This is a genomic window from Nesterenkonia sp. AY15 (assembly GCF_022565855.1).
Classification (GTDB): Bacteria; Actinomycetota; Actinomycetes; order Actinomycetales; family Micrococcaceae; genus Nesterenkonia.
This window is the reverse complement of sequence record NZ_JAJOYV010000002.1, coordinates 80,681-96,451: the sequence shown is the minus strand read 5'-3', so window position 1 is coordinate 96,451 and position 15,771 is coordinate 80,681. Positions and strand designations below refer to the sequence as shown.

Here is a 15,771-nt window from a genome sequence, read left to right as displayed (position 1 = left end):
CTAGCCTGGGCTCATGACTGCCGCGCTGCCACCACTCGATGAGGCCCTGCTCGCCCGACGCCTCCACACCGACGCCGGGGGAGCCTATGCCCGGATCCAGCGGATCGAGTCGGTCGGGTCCACCAACGAGTGGCTGAGTCAGGTGCTTGCCGAAGAGGCGCAGTCGCGACCGCAGCCGACACGGCAGGCGACGACGGCGTGGCCGCACCTCTCGGCGCTCACCGCGGAGGAGCAGACCGGTGGTCGGGGTCGACTGGGTCGGCTCTGGAGCTCACCGAAGGGGGCGTCGCTCTCGACCTCGATCGTGCTGCGCCCGCAGCTTGATCCCGCGCTTCTGGGCTGGGTCTCGATGCTCGCCGGTCGGGCGCTGGTGGACACGCTGCGTCAGGACTGCGGACTGGATGCCGAGGATCAGCGCGCGGTCCTGAAATGGCCCAACGATGTGCAGGTGACCCAGGCCTCCGGACCGGCGAAGAAGGTCAGCGGGATCCTGGCCACCGCGGTGCCGGGCGCCGTCGTGCTGGGGGTCGGGATCAACGTGCTGCTGACGCCTGAGCAGCTGCCCATCGAGAACTCCACCTCGGTGCTGATCGAGCTCAACCGCCGGGGCGCGGATGCGGAGATCGGATCAGGACCCGCCGCGGGCAGCCAGGAGCCGGGGCAGCTTCGCACCGAGCTGCTGTGCTGCTTCTTGGAACGCTTCGCGGAGCTGCTGGGCCGCATCGAGGACGCCGCACGGCAGGACCCCGCGACGGTGGACGAGGTGCTGATCAACACGATCGGTCAGGTGCTGACCACCCTTGGCCAGGAGGTCCGTGTGGAGCTCCCCGATGGCAGCGCCGAACGCGGGGTGGCGCAGCGGCTGAGCTCCCAGGGCGCGCTTCAGGTGGAGGTGATCGCGCGGCGCGCCGCCTCGGAGCGTGACTGGGAGCCCTGTGCGCCCGTGCTCAGAGCCTTCTCCGCCGGAGACGTGACCCATCTCCGGGCGGTCAGCGGCGGTGCCCAGCCACCCCCGGTAGACTGACACGGCAGATCGCATATGAACTTGCGCGCCCTGGCTAGGGGAGCGTGGACGAAGACCGGCAGGAGGCTGTGGCTCGCGATGAAGCTCAAGCTGGTCGACGGCGAGCAGGTGGTCATCCGCACCCGCGCCCACCACCGCGCGCTGCTCCCCGCGCTGCTGAACTTCCTCGTCACCGTGATGGTGATGAGCTTCCTGCTGGGTTACATCGCCCGCGCCGATCAGCCCGAGTTCGTCGAGCACTACCAGCACATCGGAGTCTTCGTGATCTGGGCCGGCGGGCTCCTCGCGCTCGCCTTCGGCACACTCAAGCCACTGCTGACCTGGGGCAACCGCATGACCTACCTGACCAGTCACCGCCTGGTGCAGAAGAACCTGCTCGGCGCCGCGCAGGCCAGCGTGGTGCCGCTGGGGCTGCTCTCCGAGGTGCAGCTGAAGCAGTCCCGCCTCCAGTCCACGTCAGCGGCGGGTGACCTGGTCCTGCTCCATGGGGCCTATGGTCAGCACCAGCGCACCCGGCTGAGCAACATGCCCGACGCCGCGCATTTCCAGACCGTCATCGCCGAGGAGCTGGGCGAATATCGCCGGCACGTCGCTGCCCAGTACGCGAGCCAGGCACCCGCTCCTGGAGGATACGGAGAAGCACACTATGCCTGAGCCCGGCACGCCGCCAGGACACGACCCCAGACCGGTCTACCTCGGCGGCGAAGACACCGACGCCTCGTGGCGGGCAGTGCGCTACACGCCCCCCGGTGCCAGCCGCGGCCTCGAGCTCAGCGGTGAGCCCTCCAGCCTCTCCCCGGAGGCCGCCGGCTCCGCCGAGGCGGCAGGAGCCGAGGGTCCGCCGCGCGAGGTGTCGGTCAACTACTCCTCCGCGGAGCTCGAGGCGGCCCGCCAGGACTGGTCTGACTTCCATTCCCCGCGGCTGCAGGGCCAGGTCCGCCAGACCGTTCTGCAGGAAGCCGGGGAAGGCCGCATCACCGCCGGCCCCGACGGCGCCGTGGGGGCCGAGGGGCTGGTCGATCGCAGCGCCGGCCTCGCCGCCCGGGAGGCGCAGACCGAGCGCGACACCGGCGCCGACGCAGATGACGGCGCCGGCGCCGCGGCACTCACCGGCCATGAACGCTCCCCGGAGACCGCAGCCATCCCGATCCCGAGCATGGAGCAGCGCGAATGGCACCGCACCATCCGTGAGCTCGAGCGCCGGCTGCTCGGGGCCGAACGCACCCTCACCTACCGCGAGATGGCTCATCAGCTGGGGGTCTCCACCCGCTCGGCCCGGCGGCTCTGGCGGGCGCTCGGCTTCCCCAACCTCGATGACGACGTCAAGGCCTTCACCGAGACCGACGTCGAGGCGCTGGCCACGATGATCGAGCTGGTCCGCGACGGTCACCTCAACGAGGAGACCGCGATCTCGATGACCCGATCGGTGGGCCAGATGACCGACCGCATGGTGGTCTGGCAGATCGAGGCCCTGGTGGAGGACAAGATCGCCAACGGCCAGCTCTCCGACGCGGTGGCGCGCACCCAGGTCGTGGAGACGCTGCCCAAGCTGATCGACCCGATCCAGAAGCTCATCGGCTACACCTGGCGCCGCCAGCTCTCGGCCGCCCTGCAGCGCCTCACCGTCCGGGTGGAATCGGGCCTGGCGGCCACCGAGCAGGGGCGCACCGGGGCCGAGGATGACGCCGCCCTGCCGCTGGCCCGCGCCGTCGGCTTCGCCGATCTGGTCTCCTACACCTCGCTGTCGCGGCAGATGAACGAGCGCACGCTGGCGCATATGGTGCAGCACTTCGAGTCGAAATGTGCCGAGATCATCTCCATCGGCGGAGGCCGGCTGGTCAAGACCGTCGGGGACGAGGTGCTCTACAACGCCGAGACGCCCGAAGCCGGCGCCGAGATCGCGCTGGCCCTGGCGGAGTCCATCGCCGCCGACGACGTCCTGCCCGAGGCGCGGGTCTCAGTGGTCTGGGGCCGTGTGCTCTCCCGGATGGGGGACATCTACGGACCCACCGTGAACCTCGCCGCCCGGCTGACCTCGCTCGCGGATCCGGGCATGATCCTGGTGGACCAGGTCACCGCCCAGACGCTGGATTCCGACCCGGATTACCTGCTGGTCCCGCAGCCTCCGCGGATCGTGCGCGGCTTCGGCGAGGTCCAGCCGTACATGCTGCTGCGCGGCCAGGGGGCCGGGATCCTCGCCGATAACCGCTGAAGCCCCGCCTGGGATCAGCGCTGGCGCAGTGCGAAACGCGCCACACCGTCCCCACATGGACCGGCACCGTGACAAGATGGTGATGTGGCAGCCAGCGCAGACAGTCCAGAGGAACCCCGGGAGCAGCCGGTCCAGCCCGCAGGCCTCTACCTCGACTACGGATACGGGTCCCACGTGGGCCTTCGCCGTGAACTCAACGAGGACTCCTCAGTGATCACCGACACGCTCTTCGCCGTGGCCGACGGCATGGGTGGACATGAGGCCGGAGAGGTCGCCTCGGCGCTGGCCGTGCAGACACTGGCCGATGGCTGGAACCAGGCCGAAGGACGAGTCGCCCGGGATCAGATCCAGACCTTCCTGGCCGAGGCGGACCAGCGGATCCGCGAGGCCACAGACTCCAAGGCCGGCACCACGGTCTCCGGGGCGCTGCTGGCGGACCAGGGAGAAGGCTTGAACTGGCTCGTCTTCAACATCGGCGACTCCCGCACCTACCTCTTCGAGGATTCCCGGCTGCAGCAGCTGAGCCGCGACCACTCCCAGGTCCAGGACATGTTCGAATCTGGGCTCATCACCGCGGAGGAGCTGCACAGCCACCCGCAGCGCAACGTCATCACCCGGGCCCTGGGTGCCGGCGACATGTGGGACGCGGACTACTTCAGCTCCCCGGTGCGTGCCGGTCAGCGACTGATGATCTGTTCCGACGGACTCAGTGGAGAGCTGAACGACTCCGAGATGGAACGCATCCTCGGCGCCGGGCGCAACGCCCAGGACACCGTGGATTGGCTGATCCACCAGGCACTGCGAGCCGGGGGACGTGACAACGTCACCGTCGTCGTCGTGGACGTCCAGGAGCAGGACGGTTGACCTTCTCCCGGCACGTTGACTAGCGTCAGCACCAGTCATCTGTTGCCACAGACCGCGTGCGCCGGACGGTGCAGGAGAACCTGCGCGACCTTCCTCGCACATAGGAAGGATCACCCATGCAGCTGTCGACTCTCCGGGGCGTCTACGAGGCCGAAGGCCCCTTCGCCACCGTCTACCTCGAAGCGCGTTCCCCGTCCGCCGAGGCCGCGAACGAGATCCGTCTGCGCTGGCACGACCTGCGCTCGCAGCTGGCTCATGCGGGCACTTCCGAGGCGGCCCTGACCTCTCTGGATGAGGCCCTCGCGAGCGCCAAGGCGCAGGAGGTCCAGGCCGAGGGTCGCGTGCTGGTGGCCGACAGGTCCCGCGTGGTGCTCGAAGAGCGCTTCGACGCCGCCCAGGAGACCGGGGATCTCGCCGTGCTCGCGGAGCCGCCTCGGCTTGGCGCCTATATCCGACATCGGCTCGCCGCGGCCCGGATGCTCGTGGCCATCGCTGATCAGAAGCAGGCCGTCATCCGCCGTCTCGTCGTCACAGGAGACGACCTGCTGGATGCCGGCTCCGAGGAGACGGTCCGGGGCAGCGTCGAATCGGTGCACAAGCCCCGTGAGGGCGCAATGAGCCACAAGCGGATCCAACGCTCAGCCGATGAGGCCGCTGCGCGGAACATCCGAGACATCGCCGCCGGCGTGGCGGAGATCGCCGACTCTTGGCGGCCCGACGTGATCGTCGTCGCCGGGGAGGTCCAGGGGCGCCGTGCACTGCATGAGGAGCTTCCGCATGCGCTGCGGAAGCTCACGGTGGAGGCCGAGACAGGCGGCGGCATCCCCTCGGGCAGCGCCGATGAGGGCACCGAAGAGGCGCTTCGCGAGGAGCTGTCCGTCATCGCTCGTCGCGTGGTGATCCGGCGCGCCGACGAACAGACCGAGCGCCTCGGGGAGGCCCGCGGAAAGGGGCGTTCTGCGGAGGACCCTGAGGCCATCCGGGCCGCCCTTCGACTCGGTGCCGTGGAGACCCTGCTGCTCCGGCCGCGTGAGCGCGATCCCGAAGAGGACGAGCTGCTCGCCGGAGCCGCCGGCGTCGGCGCGTCTGTGGGGATCCTCGGCACCCAGGCACAGGGGTCGGTCGCCGCGATCCTGCGCTATGAGGTGCCCGTCGAGGACCTCACCGACTGAGCCGTCGAACGGCTCCGCCCTCTGCGGAGGAGATCGCTCCGGCACGACGACGGCGCCCGCTCACCGATGAAGGTGGGCGGTCGCCGTCGTCGTGCCGGCCGATAGACTGGGCCGAGTTCATCCACCACCGATCCCCGAGGGAGCTGCATGTCTGAGATCTCGCGCGCAGACGTTGAGCATCTGGCAAGACTCGCGCATATCAGCATGACTGAGCAGGAGCTGGAGAAGATGGCGCAGGAGCTGGCCGTCATCGTGGACTCCGTGGCGACCGTCTCTGAGGCCGTCTCCGGCGAGGTCCCCGCCACCAGCCACCCGCTGCCGCTGACCAACGTCTTCCGCGAGGACGAGGTCGGCCATGTCTTCACCGCTGAACAGTCGCTGCTCAATGCACCTGACGCTCAAGCCGGCCGTTTCAAGGTCCCGGCGATCCTGGACGAGGAGTGACCCCCGATATGACCACCCACACCCATGAGCTGGTCCGGCTCACCGCCGCCGAGATGGCGGCGCAGCTGCGTGCCGGGGAGATCACCTCGGTGGCGCTGACCCAGGCGCACCTGGACCGGATCGCCGCCGTCGACGGCGGCGAGCGCGGCATCCACGCCTTCCTGCACGTCTCCGCCGAGGAGGCGCTGCGCACCGCGGCCGAGGTGGACGCGATCCGCGTCGCCGGCGGCGCCGAGGCCGAGGCCCTGCACCCGCTGGCCGGAGTGCCGATCGCGGTCAAGGACCTGATCGTCACCGAGGGGCAGCCCACCACCGCCGGTTCCAAGATGCTCGACGGCTGGATGAGCCCCTACGACGCCACCGTGGTGACCAAGCTGCGCGCCGCGAAGCTGCCCATCCTGGGCAAGACCAACCTGGACGAGTTTGCGATGGGCTCCTCCACCGAGCACTCCGCCTACGGGGTGACCCGCAACCCCTGGGACATCACCCGGATCCCCGGCGGCTCCGGCGGCGGCTCCGCGGCCGCGGTCGCCGCCTTCGAGGCGCCGCTGGCACTGGGCACCGACACCGGCGGTTCGATCCGCCAGCCCGGAGCCATGACCGGCACCGTGGGCGGCAAGCCCACCTATGGCGCGGTCTCGCGCTACGGGGCCATTGCGATGGCCTCCTCGCTGGACCAGATCGGCCCGGTGGCACGCACCACCGAAGACGCCGCGATGCTCCATGAGCTGATCGCCGGACACGACCCGAAGGACTCCACCTCGCTCACCGGGGAGGTCCCGGCCCTGGCCGAGACCGTCCGCGGCGCCGATGTGAAAGGCCTGCGGATCGGTGTGATCAAGCAGCTCCAGGGCGAGGGATATCAGGAGGGCGTGCTGGCCCGGTTCCACGAGGCGCTGGACGCGCTGCGCGCCGCCGGGGCCGAGATCGTGGAGGTCGACTGTCCCAGCTTCGAGTACGCGTTGGGCGCCTACTACCTGATCATGCCCTCGGAGGCCTCCTCCAACCTCGCGAAGTTCGACGGTGTGCGCTACGGCACCCGGGTCCTCCCCGAGGGCGGGCCGCTGACCATCGAACGGGTCATGGGCTCCACCCGCGCCGCCGGGTTCGGCGATGAGGTCAAACGACGCATCATCCTGGGCACCTACGCCCTCTCGGCCGGCTACTACGACGCCTACTACGGCTCCGCACAGAAGGTCCGCACGCTGATCCAGCAGGACTTCGACGCCGCCTTCACCGAGGCAGACGTGCTGATCTCCCCGACCTCGCCCACCGTGGCGTTCCCGCTGGGGGAGAAGGACGACGACCCGCTGGCGATGTACCTCAACGATGTGGCCACCATCCCCGCCAACCTCGCCGGGATCCCCGGACTCTCGGTGCCGGGCGGCCTCTCCGACGGGCTGCCGGTGGGCATCCAGTTCCTCGCCCCGATCCGCGAGGACGCCCGGGTCTACCGGGCCGGAGCGGCACTGGAGAAGCTGCTGGCACAGGACGCCGAACCATTCTGGGCCCAGGCCCCGGAGTTGGCTGAAGCGGCGGCTCACCCCGCCGGGAAGTGAAGGAAGAGATGACTGACACGCTGACCGACGCATCCCCGCTGAGCTTTGAAGAGGCGCTGGAGCAGTTCGACCCGGTGCTCGGCTTCGAGGTCCACGTGGAGCTCAACACCAAGACCAAGATGTTCTCCTCGGCGCCGAATGCCTTCGGCGACGAGCCCAACACCAACGTCAACGAGGTCTGCCTGGGACTGCCCGGCACCCTGCCGGTGGTCAACGGCAAGGCCGTGGAGTACGCGGTGAAGCTCGGCCTCGCGCTGAACTGTGAGATCGCCGAGTACTGCCGCTTCGCGCGCAAGCAGTACTTCTATCCGGACACTCCGAAGAACTGGCAGACCTCGCAGTACGACGAGCCGATCGCCTTCGACGGATACCTCGACATCGAGCTCGACGACGGCGAGATCTTCCGCGTGGAGATCGAACGCGCCCACATGGAGGAGGACGCAGGCAAGCTGACCCACGCCGGCACCTCCGGGCGCATCCAGGGCGCGGACTACTCCCTGGTGGACTACAACCGTTCCGGGATCCCGCTGGTGGAGATCGTCACCAAGCCCATCGTCGGCGCCGGCGCCCGAGGTCCGGAACTGGCTCGGGCCTACGTCTCCGCAGTGCGCGACATCGTCAAGGGCCTGGACATCTCGGATGCGAAGATGGAGCGCGGCAACGTCCGCTGCGACGCCAACGTCTCGATGATGCCCAAGGGCACCACGACCTTCGGCACTCGCTCAGAGACCAAGAACGTGAACTCGCTGCGCGCCGTCGAACACGCGGTCACCTTCGAGATGCGCCGCCACGCCGGAATCCTCGCCGCCGGCGGCACCATCGTGCAGGAGACCCGGCACTGGCAGGAGGGCACCCGCACCACCAGCTCGGGACGCCCGAAGTCCGACGCCGATGACTACCGCTACTTCCCGGAGCCGGACCTGGTCCCGATCGTCACCACCGCCGCCTGGGTCGAGGAGCTGCGCTCCCAGCTGCCCGAGCCGCCCGCCGATCGCAGGCGGCGGCTGCTCGCCGCCTGGGGCTTCTCGGAACAGGAGTTCCGTGACGTGGTCGCCGCCGGTCTGCTCGACGAGCTCGACGAGACCGTGGCCGCCGGGGTCGCCCCCGCCGTGGCACGGAAGTGGTGGATGGGTGAGATCTCCCGGCTGGCCAACGCCAGGGATCTCGAACCTGCCGCCCTGGGTGTCCAGCCCGCCACGATCAGCGCGCTGAACGCGCTGATCGAGCAGGGCCGGATCAATGACAAGATCGCCCGGCAGGTCCTGGAACATGTGATCGCCGGGGAGGGCGCCCCGGAGGAGATCGTCACCGCCCGCGGGCTGGAAGTCGTCTCCGACGACTCCGGTGCGCTGACCGCTGCGGTGGAGAAGGCCATGACGGAGAACCCCGACGTGGTGGAGAAGATCGCCGCCGGCAAGCTCAAAGCCATCGGGGCGCTCATCGGCCCGGTCATGAAAGAGACCCGCGGCCAGGCCGACGCCGGCAAGGTCCGCGAGATCGTGCTGGCCAAGCTGGGGATCGACGGCTGATCCACCCCGCGGCATCGCTGCCGCAACACGGCTGCACAGCCGACCGACGGCCCAGAATCTGCTCCCCGAGCATGAATCTGGGCCGTTTTTGTGTTCTATGGCACAATTCTCTCTTGTGCAATATTCCGCCACCTGGAAACATGCACGATACACATTCATTGCGTGTCGCAAACTGACGGAAACAGTCGGGGAGTAGATTATTGCGCAACCCGGGGCTGTACCCCGGAGCGCGAGGTCACACGCGCTTGCACCGATCATCGAATGAGGGAATGACATGAGCACCATGAGTGCATACGCCTTCTTGGCGGCAGCGGGGGAGGAAACCTCCAGGCTGCAGCAGACCGCCGACACCGTGGACGGCTACTTCGCCGGCGTCACAGAAGTCTTCGCAGGAATCATCTTCGCCACCATCCCGCTGGGCGGCTATGACGCGCCGGTCGTCGTGCTGTGGTCCATCCTGGCGGCCATCGGCTTCACGATCTACTTCGGCTTCGTGCAGTTTCGTACGCCGAAGGTCAGCTTCGAGGTGCTCCGCGGAAAGTGGACCACCGAGAAGGACCCCGGTGAGGTCTCCCACTTCCAGGCGCTGACCTCCGCGGTCTCCGCCACTGTCGGTCTCGGCAACATCGCAGGTGTGGCCGCCGCGGTCTCGCTGGGTGGCCCGGGCGCCACCTTCTGGATGATCATCGCCGGACTCTTCGGCATGTGCACCAAGTTCGTCGAGTGCACGGTGGGCGTCAAATATCGCTATATCGATGAGAACGGGATCGTCCACGGCGGACCCTTCCAGTACCTCAAGGTCGCCTACCGCCGGCTCGGTCGCATCCCCGTGGCCATCATCACTGGTCTCTTCGCGATCGCCATCATGCTCTTCGGCGTGGTCGGCGGCGGCATGTTCCAGTCGAACCAGGCCTTCGGCCAGCTGCGCGCCGCCACCGGCGGCGAGGAGGGCATCTTCGGCTCTGAGCTCGCGGCCCTGATCTTCGGCCTGGTGTTCGCCGGGCTCGTCGGCGTCGTCATCATCGGCGGCATCAAGTCCATCGGTGCGGTCACCGCCAAGCTGGTCCCCGCCATGGCCATCATCTACGTGCTGGCCTGCCTCATCGTCATCGCGGTGAACTTCGCCAACCTCGGCGAGGCCTTCGGCGCCATCATCAACGGCGCCTTCTCCCCGGAGGGCATCTCCGGCGGCGTGCTCGGCGTCATCATCATCGGTGTCACCCGTGCGGCGTTCTCGAACGAGGCCGGCATCGGTTCCGCGCCGATCGCCCACTCTGCAGTCCGGACCCGCCGCCCGATCTCCGAGGGATTCAACGCTGCTCTCGAGCCCTTCATCGACACGGTCGTCATCTGCACCATGACCGCCCTGGTCATCATCTTCGCCTGGACGCCTGAGTACCAGGAGGCACTGGATGCCGGCGGTGCCGAAAACCCGGTGGGCCTGACCTCCGCAGCCTTCGACTCCTTCCTGCCCGGCTTCAACATCGTGCTGACCATCGCAGTGCTGCTGTTCGCGTTCTCCACGCTGATCACCTGGTCCTACTACGGCATCCAGGCCTGGCGGCACCTCTTCGGCACGTCCAGGATCGGTGACAACATCTTCCGCACCATCGTGCTGACCCTGGTCGTCATCGGCTGCCTGGTCTCCACGCAGAACATCTTCGACTTCGCCGATTCGGCGCTGTTCATGTGCATCTTCATCAATGTCATCGGCCTGGTCATCCTGGCGCCGAAGGTCAAGGAAGAGATGAAGCAGTACCTGGCCGACCGCAAGGCTGGTCGTCTGCTGGAAGATCCGGAGCCGCTGCCCCACGAGCTGGCAGAGCGCCGCTGATTCCAACAGCTCTTCGCGGGACCTCGCAATGAGCGACGAAGCCCGGTGGTGCCTCTCGAGGGGAGAGGCGTCACCGGGCTTTCCCGTGCCAGGTGGGCGAAGGTCTTACCGCTCTGGGCCCTGCGCATGGGCCCTGCGGCGTCAGACCTCGCGCAGGAAGAACGGGAACCGTGCTGACTTCTCGGGCAGGAAGAAGTCCCGCTCGGGCATCGGACGGAACCCCTCGGAGCGGTAGAGGGCGTGTGCGGTGGTCATCGAGGTCAGGCTGCACAGGGTCAGCGCCTGGATCTCCGGCCGCGACTCGGCCAGCCCGATGATGTGGCGCACCATTGCCCGGGCGATGCCCCGACCCTGGTGCTCCGGAGCCACGGCGAGCATCCTGAACTCCATCTCACCCTCACGTGCCACCTCGGCCATCGGACCTCCGGCGTCGGTGACCGCCACCGCGGCTGCCACCGCGGCGCCGTCGTCGGTGGGGACCTCGGCGACCAGCACCTGGGAGCTTCGGGCGCGGGTCTCGACGTCGTTCAGGTGAGAGACGTAGGAGTCCCCAGCGGTCAGGAAGCCGCCGTCGACATAGGCGGCCACGGTCAGCTCCGCGATCCGGTCCCAGTCGGCGTGAGTGGCGGCGCGGATCCGCATCTGGGTCGAGTCCGTCTGAGCAGGACCCTCCTGCACGTGGGCGCTGTCCACAGTGCTCAGCTGGTCAGCGGAGCTGGGGAGAGCTCGCTGGGGTCGATGCCGATGTCTCCGATGACGCACCAGTCCGGGGTCTTGCTGCTGTCCGCCGCGAGCGGACGGCGCACGAACACTCCGGCCTCCTCGGCGATCAGCGCGCCGGCCGCCCAGTCGTGCTCCCAGATGCCGTACTCGGCGTAGGCGGTCTGGGTGCCGTCGGCCACCATGCAGATGTCCAGGGCGGCCGCACCCAGGCGGCGGATGTTGCCGAAGTGCGGGAGCATCGCGGTGACCGCCCGGGTCTGCTCGGCACGCCGGTCCGGGTCATAGCCGAAGCCGGTGGAGAGCAGGCCGGCGTCGAGCTCCCCGACCGGTCCGCCAAGCCGCGTCGGCTCGGAATCCCTGTAGGTGCTCCAGGCGCCGGCCCCGGCGCTGGCCCACCAGATCCGCGCGAGCGCCGGGGCGGCGACCACGCCGGCCAGCCAGCTGCCGTCGGGGCCCTGCAGGCCCACCGAGGTGCCGTAGTAGACGATCCCGCGGACGAAGTTCGTGGTGCCGTCCAACGGGTCGATGGACCAGCGGTAGCCGCTGGGCTGGGCCGGAGTGGTGGTGCCGTACTCCTCGCCGGAGACCTCGTCGGAGGGTCGGCGCCGGTTGATCACCTCACGCACCGCCTGCTCTGCGCGCCGGTCGAAATCGGTGACCAGGTCCGAGGCGGAGGACTTGGTCTCCACCCCGGAGTGCTCCTGACCCAGGATCAGCCCCGAGGGGGAGACCTCGTCGCGCTCGGCCAGGACGCCAGCGCCTGCGGCGGCGGCCTCGTGGGCGATCTCGAGCAGCTCGTGCAGCTTCTGCGGGTTCGGCTTCGTCATGCATCGTCCAATCCGTCGGGACCTTTGTTCAGCAGTACAGTGAACGCTTCTTCATCGAGCACCGGGACGCCCAGCGCCTCGGCCTTCTCCAGCTTGGTACCGGCGTTGGCTCCGGCCACCACGTAGTCGGTCTTCTTCGACACCGATCCGGCCGCGCGTCCGCCGCGGGTGATGATGGCCTCTTTGGACTCGTCCCGGGAGTAGCCCTCCAGGGATCCGGTCACGACCACGCTCAGGCCCTCCAGCGTGCGGGGGGCGGACTCGTCGATCTCATCGACCATCCGGACCCCTGCGGCGGCCCAGCGGTCCACCACCCGGCAGTGCCAGTCGGTGCTGAACCAGTCGGTGAGCGTGGACGCCATTCTCGGGCCGACCCCGTCGATCCCGGCGAGCTCCTCTTCGCTGGCGGCGCGGATCTTCGCCATCGAGCCGTAGGCGTTGGCCAGCGCGCGGGAGGCGCTGGGCCCGACGTGCCGGATCGAGAGTGCGACCAGCACCCGCCACAGCGGCTGGGCCTTGGCCTTCTCGAGCTCGGTGAAGAGCCCGACGGTGTTGGCCGTGGGCTCGGAGGCCTTCTTCACGGCCCCGTCCTTGGTCAGCTGCGCCTTGGTCCAGAAGTACAGCGAGGGCGCCCACTTCCCGGTGGACTCGCGCTGCCCGGTCTCGGGATTCCTGCGCCGGGTCTCCCGCCAGACGTAGACGTCCTTTAGATCCTCCACGCGCAGGTCGAAGAGTCCTGCCTCGCCGTGGAGCACCGGCTCCTGGGGTGCGGGGGCGCCGTCGTCGTCGAGGTCCAGACGGATGCCCGAGGCGTTCGTCTCGTCCCAGTCGATGAGCTCGGGGATGGGGCGGCGCAGATCCGGGTTGGTCAGCGCCAGCCCGGCCTCTTCGCCGAGCGCCTCGATGTCCAGGGCGCCGCGGGAGCCGATGTGGATGACCCGTTCGCTGACCTGGGCGGGGCAGCTCTCGGCGTTGGGGCAGCGGTAGTCGACGTCGCCCTCCCTGGCCGGGGCGAGCTCGGTGCCGCAGATCGGGCAGTGGGTGGGGAAGCTGAACTCGACCAGCTCATCCTCTCGGTTCCTCCGGGCAGGCAGCACCGGGCCCACCACTTCGGGGATGACGTCTCCGGCCTTGCGGACGATCACGTCGTCGCCGATGAGCACTCCTTTGGCCTTGACCACGTCGCGGTTGTGCAGCGTGGCGCGGGAGACGACCGAACCGGCGACCTTCTTGGGCTCAAGGATGGCGAAGGGGGTGACCCGGCCCGTGCGCCCGACATGGACCATGATGTCCAGCAGCCGGGTGTGCACCTCCTCGGGCGGGTATTTGTACGCCGCGGCCCAGCGCGGCACCCGGGAGGTGTGTCCCAGGCTGCGCTGTGCGGCGAAGTCGTCGACCTTGATGACGACCCCGTCGATCTCGTGGACCAGCGCGTGGCGCTTGGCCTGGTGGTCGTCGAGGTAAGCCTCGATCTGTGAGTAGTCAGCGAGCAGCTGGGTGTAGGGGCTGACCGGCAGACCCCAGGCGGCGAGCTGCTCGTAGGCGGCGTGCTGGCTGCCAGGTTCGAAGCCGGTGCGCGCGCCGATGCCGTGGACGAACATCGACAGCGGCCGCTCGGCGGTCTTCGCGGGATCCTTCTGCCGCAGCGACCCGGCGGCGGCGTTGCGCGGGTTCGCCAGCGGGGCCTTGCCGGCCTCGGCGAGCCGCTCGTTGAAGGCATGGAACTCCGCGGTGGGGATGAAGATCTCCCCGCGGACCTCCAGCTCCTCGGGGTGATCCTCCCCGGCGAGCTCCGCGGGGATGTCTGCGATGGTGAGCACGTTATGCGTGACGTCCTCCCCGGTGGTGCCGTCGCCGCGGGTGGCGGCGCGGATGAGCCTGCCCTTGCGGTAGAGCAGGTTGATGGCCAGACCATCGATCTTGACCTCGACCAGCCACTTCACGGTCTCCTCCGGGCGCTGGACCGCCAACGCGGCGCTGGCGCGGTCATACCAGGTGCGCAGCTCGGAAGGTGTGAAGACGTCTTCGAGGGAATAGAGCCGCTGCAGGTGCTTCACCGGAGAAAAGGCCTCGGCCGCCTCGCCGCCGACCTCCTGGGTGGGGGAGTCCGCCGCGATGATCTCGGGGTGCTCGGCCTCGATCTGCTCCAGGCGTTCGAAGAGGACGTCGAACTCGGCGTCGGAGATGATCGGCTCGTTGTCCTGGTAGTAGGCGATCCGGTGCTTGCGCACCTGACCGACCAGCTCCACATACTCCTCGCGCAGCGCATGGGAGGGGACGGCCTCGGAGGCGTCAACGGCGGGGTTCTCGGTTGATTCGCTCACTCGGATGAGTCTAGTCCTGACTAGGTTGGGGCACATGGTCTTCATCAAACACGCTCCTGCAGATCACCCCCAGGCCACCATGGTGGAAGCCGCCGGGCTGCGCTGGCGCACCCAGGCCGCCGACGACGGCGGGGCGCCGGTGGTGCCGGTCCTCGCGGCCTCGCCCGGGGCGGGTTCGGGGGCAGGATCTGATGCCGGGTCCGGATCGGCTCCGGCGTGCTGGACGACGCCGAGCCGCCCGCGCTGATCCATGGGGACCTCTGGGCCGGGAACGTGTTCTGGACCCCTGCCGCGGCGGGGGAGGTGCAGGAGGTGCAGTCGGTGCTCATCGATCCGGCGGCCCATGCCGGGCACAGGGAGACCGACATCGCGCTGCTGCACCTCTTCGGGTTCCCGCAGCTGGGCGAAGTGGTCAGCGGCTATCAGTCGCAGCACCCGCTGCGCCAGGGATGGCAGGAGCGGATCCCGCTGCATCAGTTCCTCTGCCTGGCCGCGCACTGGCTGCTGTTCGGGGCTGGCTATCGCGGACCGACGCTGAGCGCCGCGGGAACGGTGCTGCGGCTCTGAGCGGCTGGGCCACGGCTCGTTGCCAGCGGCCAGTGGGTCAGCGGCCAGTGGGTCAGCGGCCAGTGGGTCAGCGCTGCAGGGCGTCGCGCAGCGCCTCGACGGGTCCCCGGACCTGGTCGAAGGACTCATCGAAGACCTCAGCGGGCATCATGTACGGATCCACCACGTCGTCCTGTGCCGTGGGGGCCTGCGCGTGATCGCGCCGCCCGGCAACCAGCGGCACCAGAGCGGCGAGCTTCTCCGCCGCGGTCCCTGAGGCCGCCATAGCCTCGTCGAAGGTGGCCTCGTCCAGCGAATCCAGGAGTCGGACGAACTCGCGCAGGGTGAAGACCTTCTGGGCACTCTCGGGAACATCGGCGAGGATGTCGCGCACATGTCCGCGGGTGGCGGTGAGGACGAGATCGGCGCTGCGGATCATCTCGACGCTGAGCTGTTCGGCCTGGAAGTCTGCGGTGTCTGCCCCGTACTCGGCGAGCCGGTCCTTCATCTGGGCTTCCATGTCATCGCCCACGTGAGCGTGGGTGCCGGCCGAGCGGACCCCGATGCCGTCCTCGGCGGAGAAGACCTGGGCGAGCAGCCGATCCATGGCGGGGGAGCGGCAGATATTGCCGGTGCAGACGGCGAGCAGGGTGTAGGTCTCAGTCATAGCTTCCATCTGACCACACCCACCAGCGCCGGGCAGACCTAGACTC

At 68.8% G+C, this 15,771-nt stretch carries 15 protein-coding genes; 11 read left to right on the top strand and 4 right to left on the bottom strand.

Annotation, left to right across the window (positions count from 1 at the left end):
* The first annotated feature begins 13 nt into the window (after positions 1-13).
* From LSI54_RS04245 to LSI54_RS04205, 9 genes are all read left to right on the top strand, one after another.
* Positions 14-1,024 carry a biotin--[acetyl-CoA-carboxylase] ligase gene (locus LSI54_RS04245; RefSeq protein ID WP_241465333.1) on the top strand — a complete coding sequence of 337 codons (1,011 nt, stop codon included), beginning with the start codon at positions 14-16 and terminating at the stop codon, positions 1,022-1,024.
* A gap of 78 nt (positions 1,025-1,102) precedes the next feature.
* Complete coding sequence (locus LSI54_RS04240; RefSeq protein WP_241465332.1) at positions 1,103-1,678, top strand: hypothetical protein; 576 nt, start codon at positions 1,103-1,105, stop codon at positions 1,676-1,678.
* On the top strand, positions 1,671-3,236 hold the full coding sequence (locus tag LSI54_RS04235; protein WP_370642710.1) for an adenylate/guanylate cyclase domain-containing protein: 1,566 nt from the start codon (positions 1,671-1,673) through the stop codon (positions 3,234-3,236). The genes LSI54_RS04240 and LSI54_RS04235 overlap by 8 nt, the downstream gene beginning before the upstream one ends.
* Before the next feature lie 84 nt (positions 3,237-3,320).
* Positions 3,321-4,100, top strand: coding sequence for a PP2C family protein-serine/threonine phosphatase (locus LSI54_RS04230; protein WP_241465331.1), 780 nt, complete (start codon positions 3,321-3,323; stop codon positions 4,098-4,100).
* 116 nt (positions 4,101-4,216) lie between these two features.
* Positions 4,217-5,272: a baeRF2 domain-containing protein gene (locus LSI54_RS04225; protein WP_241470551.1), complete on the top strand. Its 1,056-nt coding sequence runs from the start codon at positions 4,217-4,219 to the stop codon at positions 5,270-5,272.
* A gap of 147 nt (positions 5,273-5,419) precedes the next feature.
* Positions 5,420-5,716 carry an Asp-tRNA(Asn)/Glu-tRNA(Gln) amidotransferase subunit GatC gene (gatC, locus tag LSI54_RS04220; protein ID WP_241465329.1) on the top strand — a complete coding sequence of 99 codons (297 nt, stop codon included), beginning with the start codon at positions 5,420-5,422 and terminating at the stop codon, positions 5,714-5,716.
* An 8-nt stretch (positions 5,717-5,724) separates the two neighbouring features.
* Positions 5,725-7,275: an Asp-tRNA(Asn)/Glu-tRNA(Gln) amidotransferase subunit GatA gene (gene gatA, locus LSI54_RS04215; RefSeq protein ID WP_241477826.1), complete on the top strand. Its 1,551-nt coding sequence runs from the start codon at positions 5,725-5,727 to the stop codon at positions 7,273-7,275.
* Positions 7,276-7,283: 8 nt separating this feature from the next.
* Positions 7,284-8,804: an Asp-tRNA(Asn)/Glu-tRNA(Gln) amidotransferase subunit GatB gene (gene gatB / locus LSI54_RS04210; RefSeq protein ID WP_241470550.1), complete on the top strand. Its 1,521-nt coding sequence runs from the start codon at positions 7,284-7,286 to the stop codon at positions 8,802-8,804.
* Positions 8,805-9,078: 274 nt separating this feature from the next.
* Positions 9,079-10,638 (top strand): alanine/glycine:cation symporter family protein, encoded by a 1,560-nt coding sequence (locus LSI54_RS04205; protein WP_241465326.1) that lies wholly within the window; start codon positions 9,079-9,081, stop codon positions 10,636-10,638.
* A gap of 141 nt (positions 10,639-10,779) precedes the next feature.
* On the opposite strand, the gene LSI54_RS13155 is transcribed toward LSI54_RS04205, so the two are convergent.
* The 3 genes from LSI54_RS13155 to ligA are packed head-to-tail and all read right to left on the bottom strand — an operon-like array spanning position 10,780 to position 14,548.
* The gene (locus LSI54_RS13155; protein ID WP_241470549.1) at positions 10,780-11,331 is read right to left on the bottom strand and encodes a GNAT family N-acetyltransferase; all 552 of its coding nucleotides are present in this window, start codon (positions 11,329-11,331) and stop codon (positions 10,780-10,782) included.
* A gap of 5 nt (positions 11,332-11,336) precedes the next feature.
* Positions 11,337-12,188, bottom strand: a complete 852-nt coding sequence (locus LSI54_RS04195) for an inositol monophosphatase family protein (RefSeq protein WP_241465324.1) — start codon at positions 12,186-12,188, stop codon at positions 11,337-11,339.
* Positions 12,185-14,548: an NAD-dependent DNA ligase LigA gene (gene ligA / locus LSI54_RS04190; protein WP_370642709.1), complete on the bottom strand. Its 2,364-nt coding sequence runs from the start codon at positions 14,546-14,548 to the stop codon at positions 12,185-12,187. The genes LSI54_RS04195 and ligA overlap by 4 nt, the downstream gene beginning before the upstream one ends.
* Between ligA and LSI54_RS04185 the strand changes: the two genes are divergently transcribed.
* Entirely contained in the window at positions 14,547-14,759 is a 213-nt protein-coding gene (locus LSI54_RS04185; protein ID WP_241477825.1) for a hypothetical protein, read from the top strand. The genes ligA and LSI54_RS04185 overlap by 2 nt on opposite strands.
* Positions 14,729-15,079, top strand: coding sequence for a fructosamine kinase family protein (locus LSI54_RS04180; protein ID WP_241477824.1), 351 nt, complete (start codon positions 14,729-14,731; stop codon positions 15,077-15,079). The genes LSI54_RS04185 and LSI54_RS04180 overlap by 31 nt, the downstream gene beginning before the upstream one ends.
* Positions 15,080-15,146: 67 nt before the next feature.
* Here the strand turns inward: LSI54_RS04180 and LSI54_RS04175 are convergent, their stop codons facing one another.
* Complete coding sequence (locus LSI54_RS04175) at positions 15,147-15,725, bottom strand: arsenate reductase/protein-tyrosine-phosphatase family protein (protein ID WP_241465321.1); 579 nt, start codon at positions 15,723-15,725, stop codon at positions 15,147-15,149.
* Positions 15,726-15,771 lie beyond the last annotated feature (46 nt).

Coding starts and splice junctions, on each gene's coding strand:
- LSI54_RS04245 (WP_241465333.1), top strand. CDS start 14: ATGACTGCCGCGCTGCCACCACTCGATGAGGCCCTGCTCGCCCGACGC.
- LSI54_RS04240 (WP_241465332.1), top strand. CDS start 1,103: ATGAAGCTCAAGCTGGTCGACGGCGAGCAGGTGGTCATCCGCACCCGC.
- LSI54_RS04205 (WP_241465326.1), top strand. CDS start 9,079: ATGAGCACCATGAGTGCATACGCCTTCTTGGCGGCAGCGGGGGAGGAA.
- LSI54_RS04195 (WP_241465324.1), bottom strand. CDS start 12,188: ATGACGAAGCCGAACCCGCAGAAGCTGCACGAGCTGCTCGAGATCGCC.
- gatA (WP_241477826.1), top strand. CDS start 5,725: ATGACCACCCACACCCATGAGCTGGTCCGGCTCACCGCCGCCGAGATG.
- gatC (WP_241465329.1), top strand. CDS start 5,420: ATGTCTGAGATCTCGCGCGCAGACGTTGAGCATCTGGCAAGACTCGCG.
- LSI54_RS04225 (WP_241470551.1), top strand. CDS start 4,217: ATGCAGCTGTCGACTCTCCGGGGCGTCTACGAGGCCGAAGGCCCCTTC.
- LSI54_RS04175 (WP_241465321.1), bottom strand. CDS start 15,725: ATGACTGAGACCTACACCCTGCTCGCCGTCTGCACCGGCAATATCTGC.
- gatB (WP_241470550.1), top strand. CDS start 7,284: ATGACTGACACGCTGACCGACGCATCCCCGCTGAGCTTTGAAGAGGCG.
- LSI54_RS04185 (WP_241477825.1), top strand. CDS start 14,547: ATGGTCTTCATCAAACACGCTCCTGCAGATCACCCCCAGGCCACCATG.
- LSI54_RS04235 (WP_370642710.1), top strand. CDS start 1,671: ATGCCTGAGCCCGGCACGCCGCCAGGACACGACCCCAGACCGGTCTAC.
- ligA (WP_370642709.1), bottom strand. CDS start 14,548: ATGTGCCCCAACCTAGTCAGGACTAGACTCATCCGAGTGAGCGAATCA.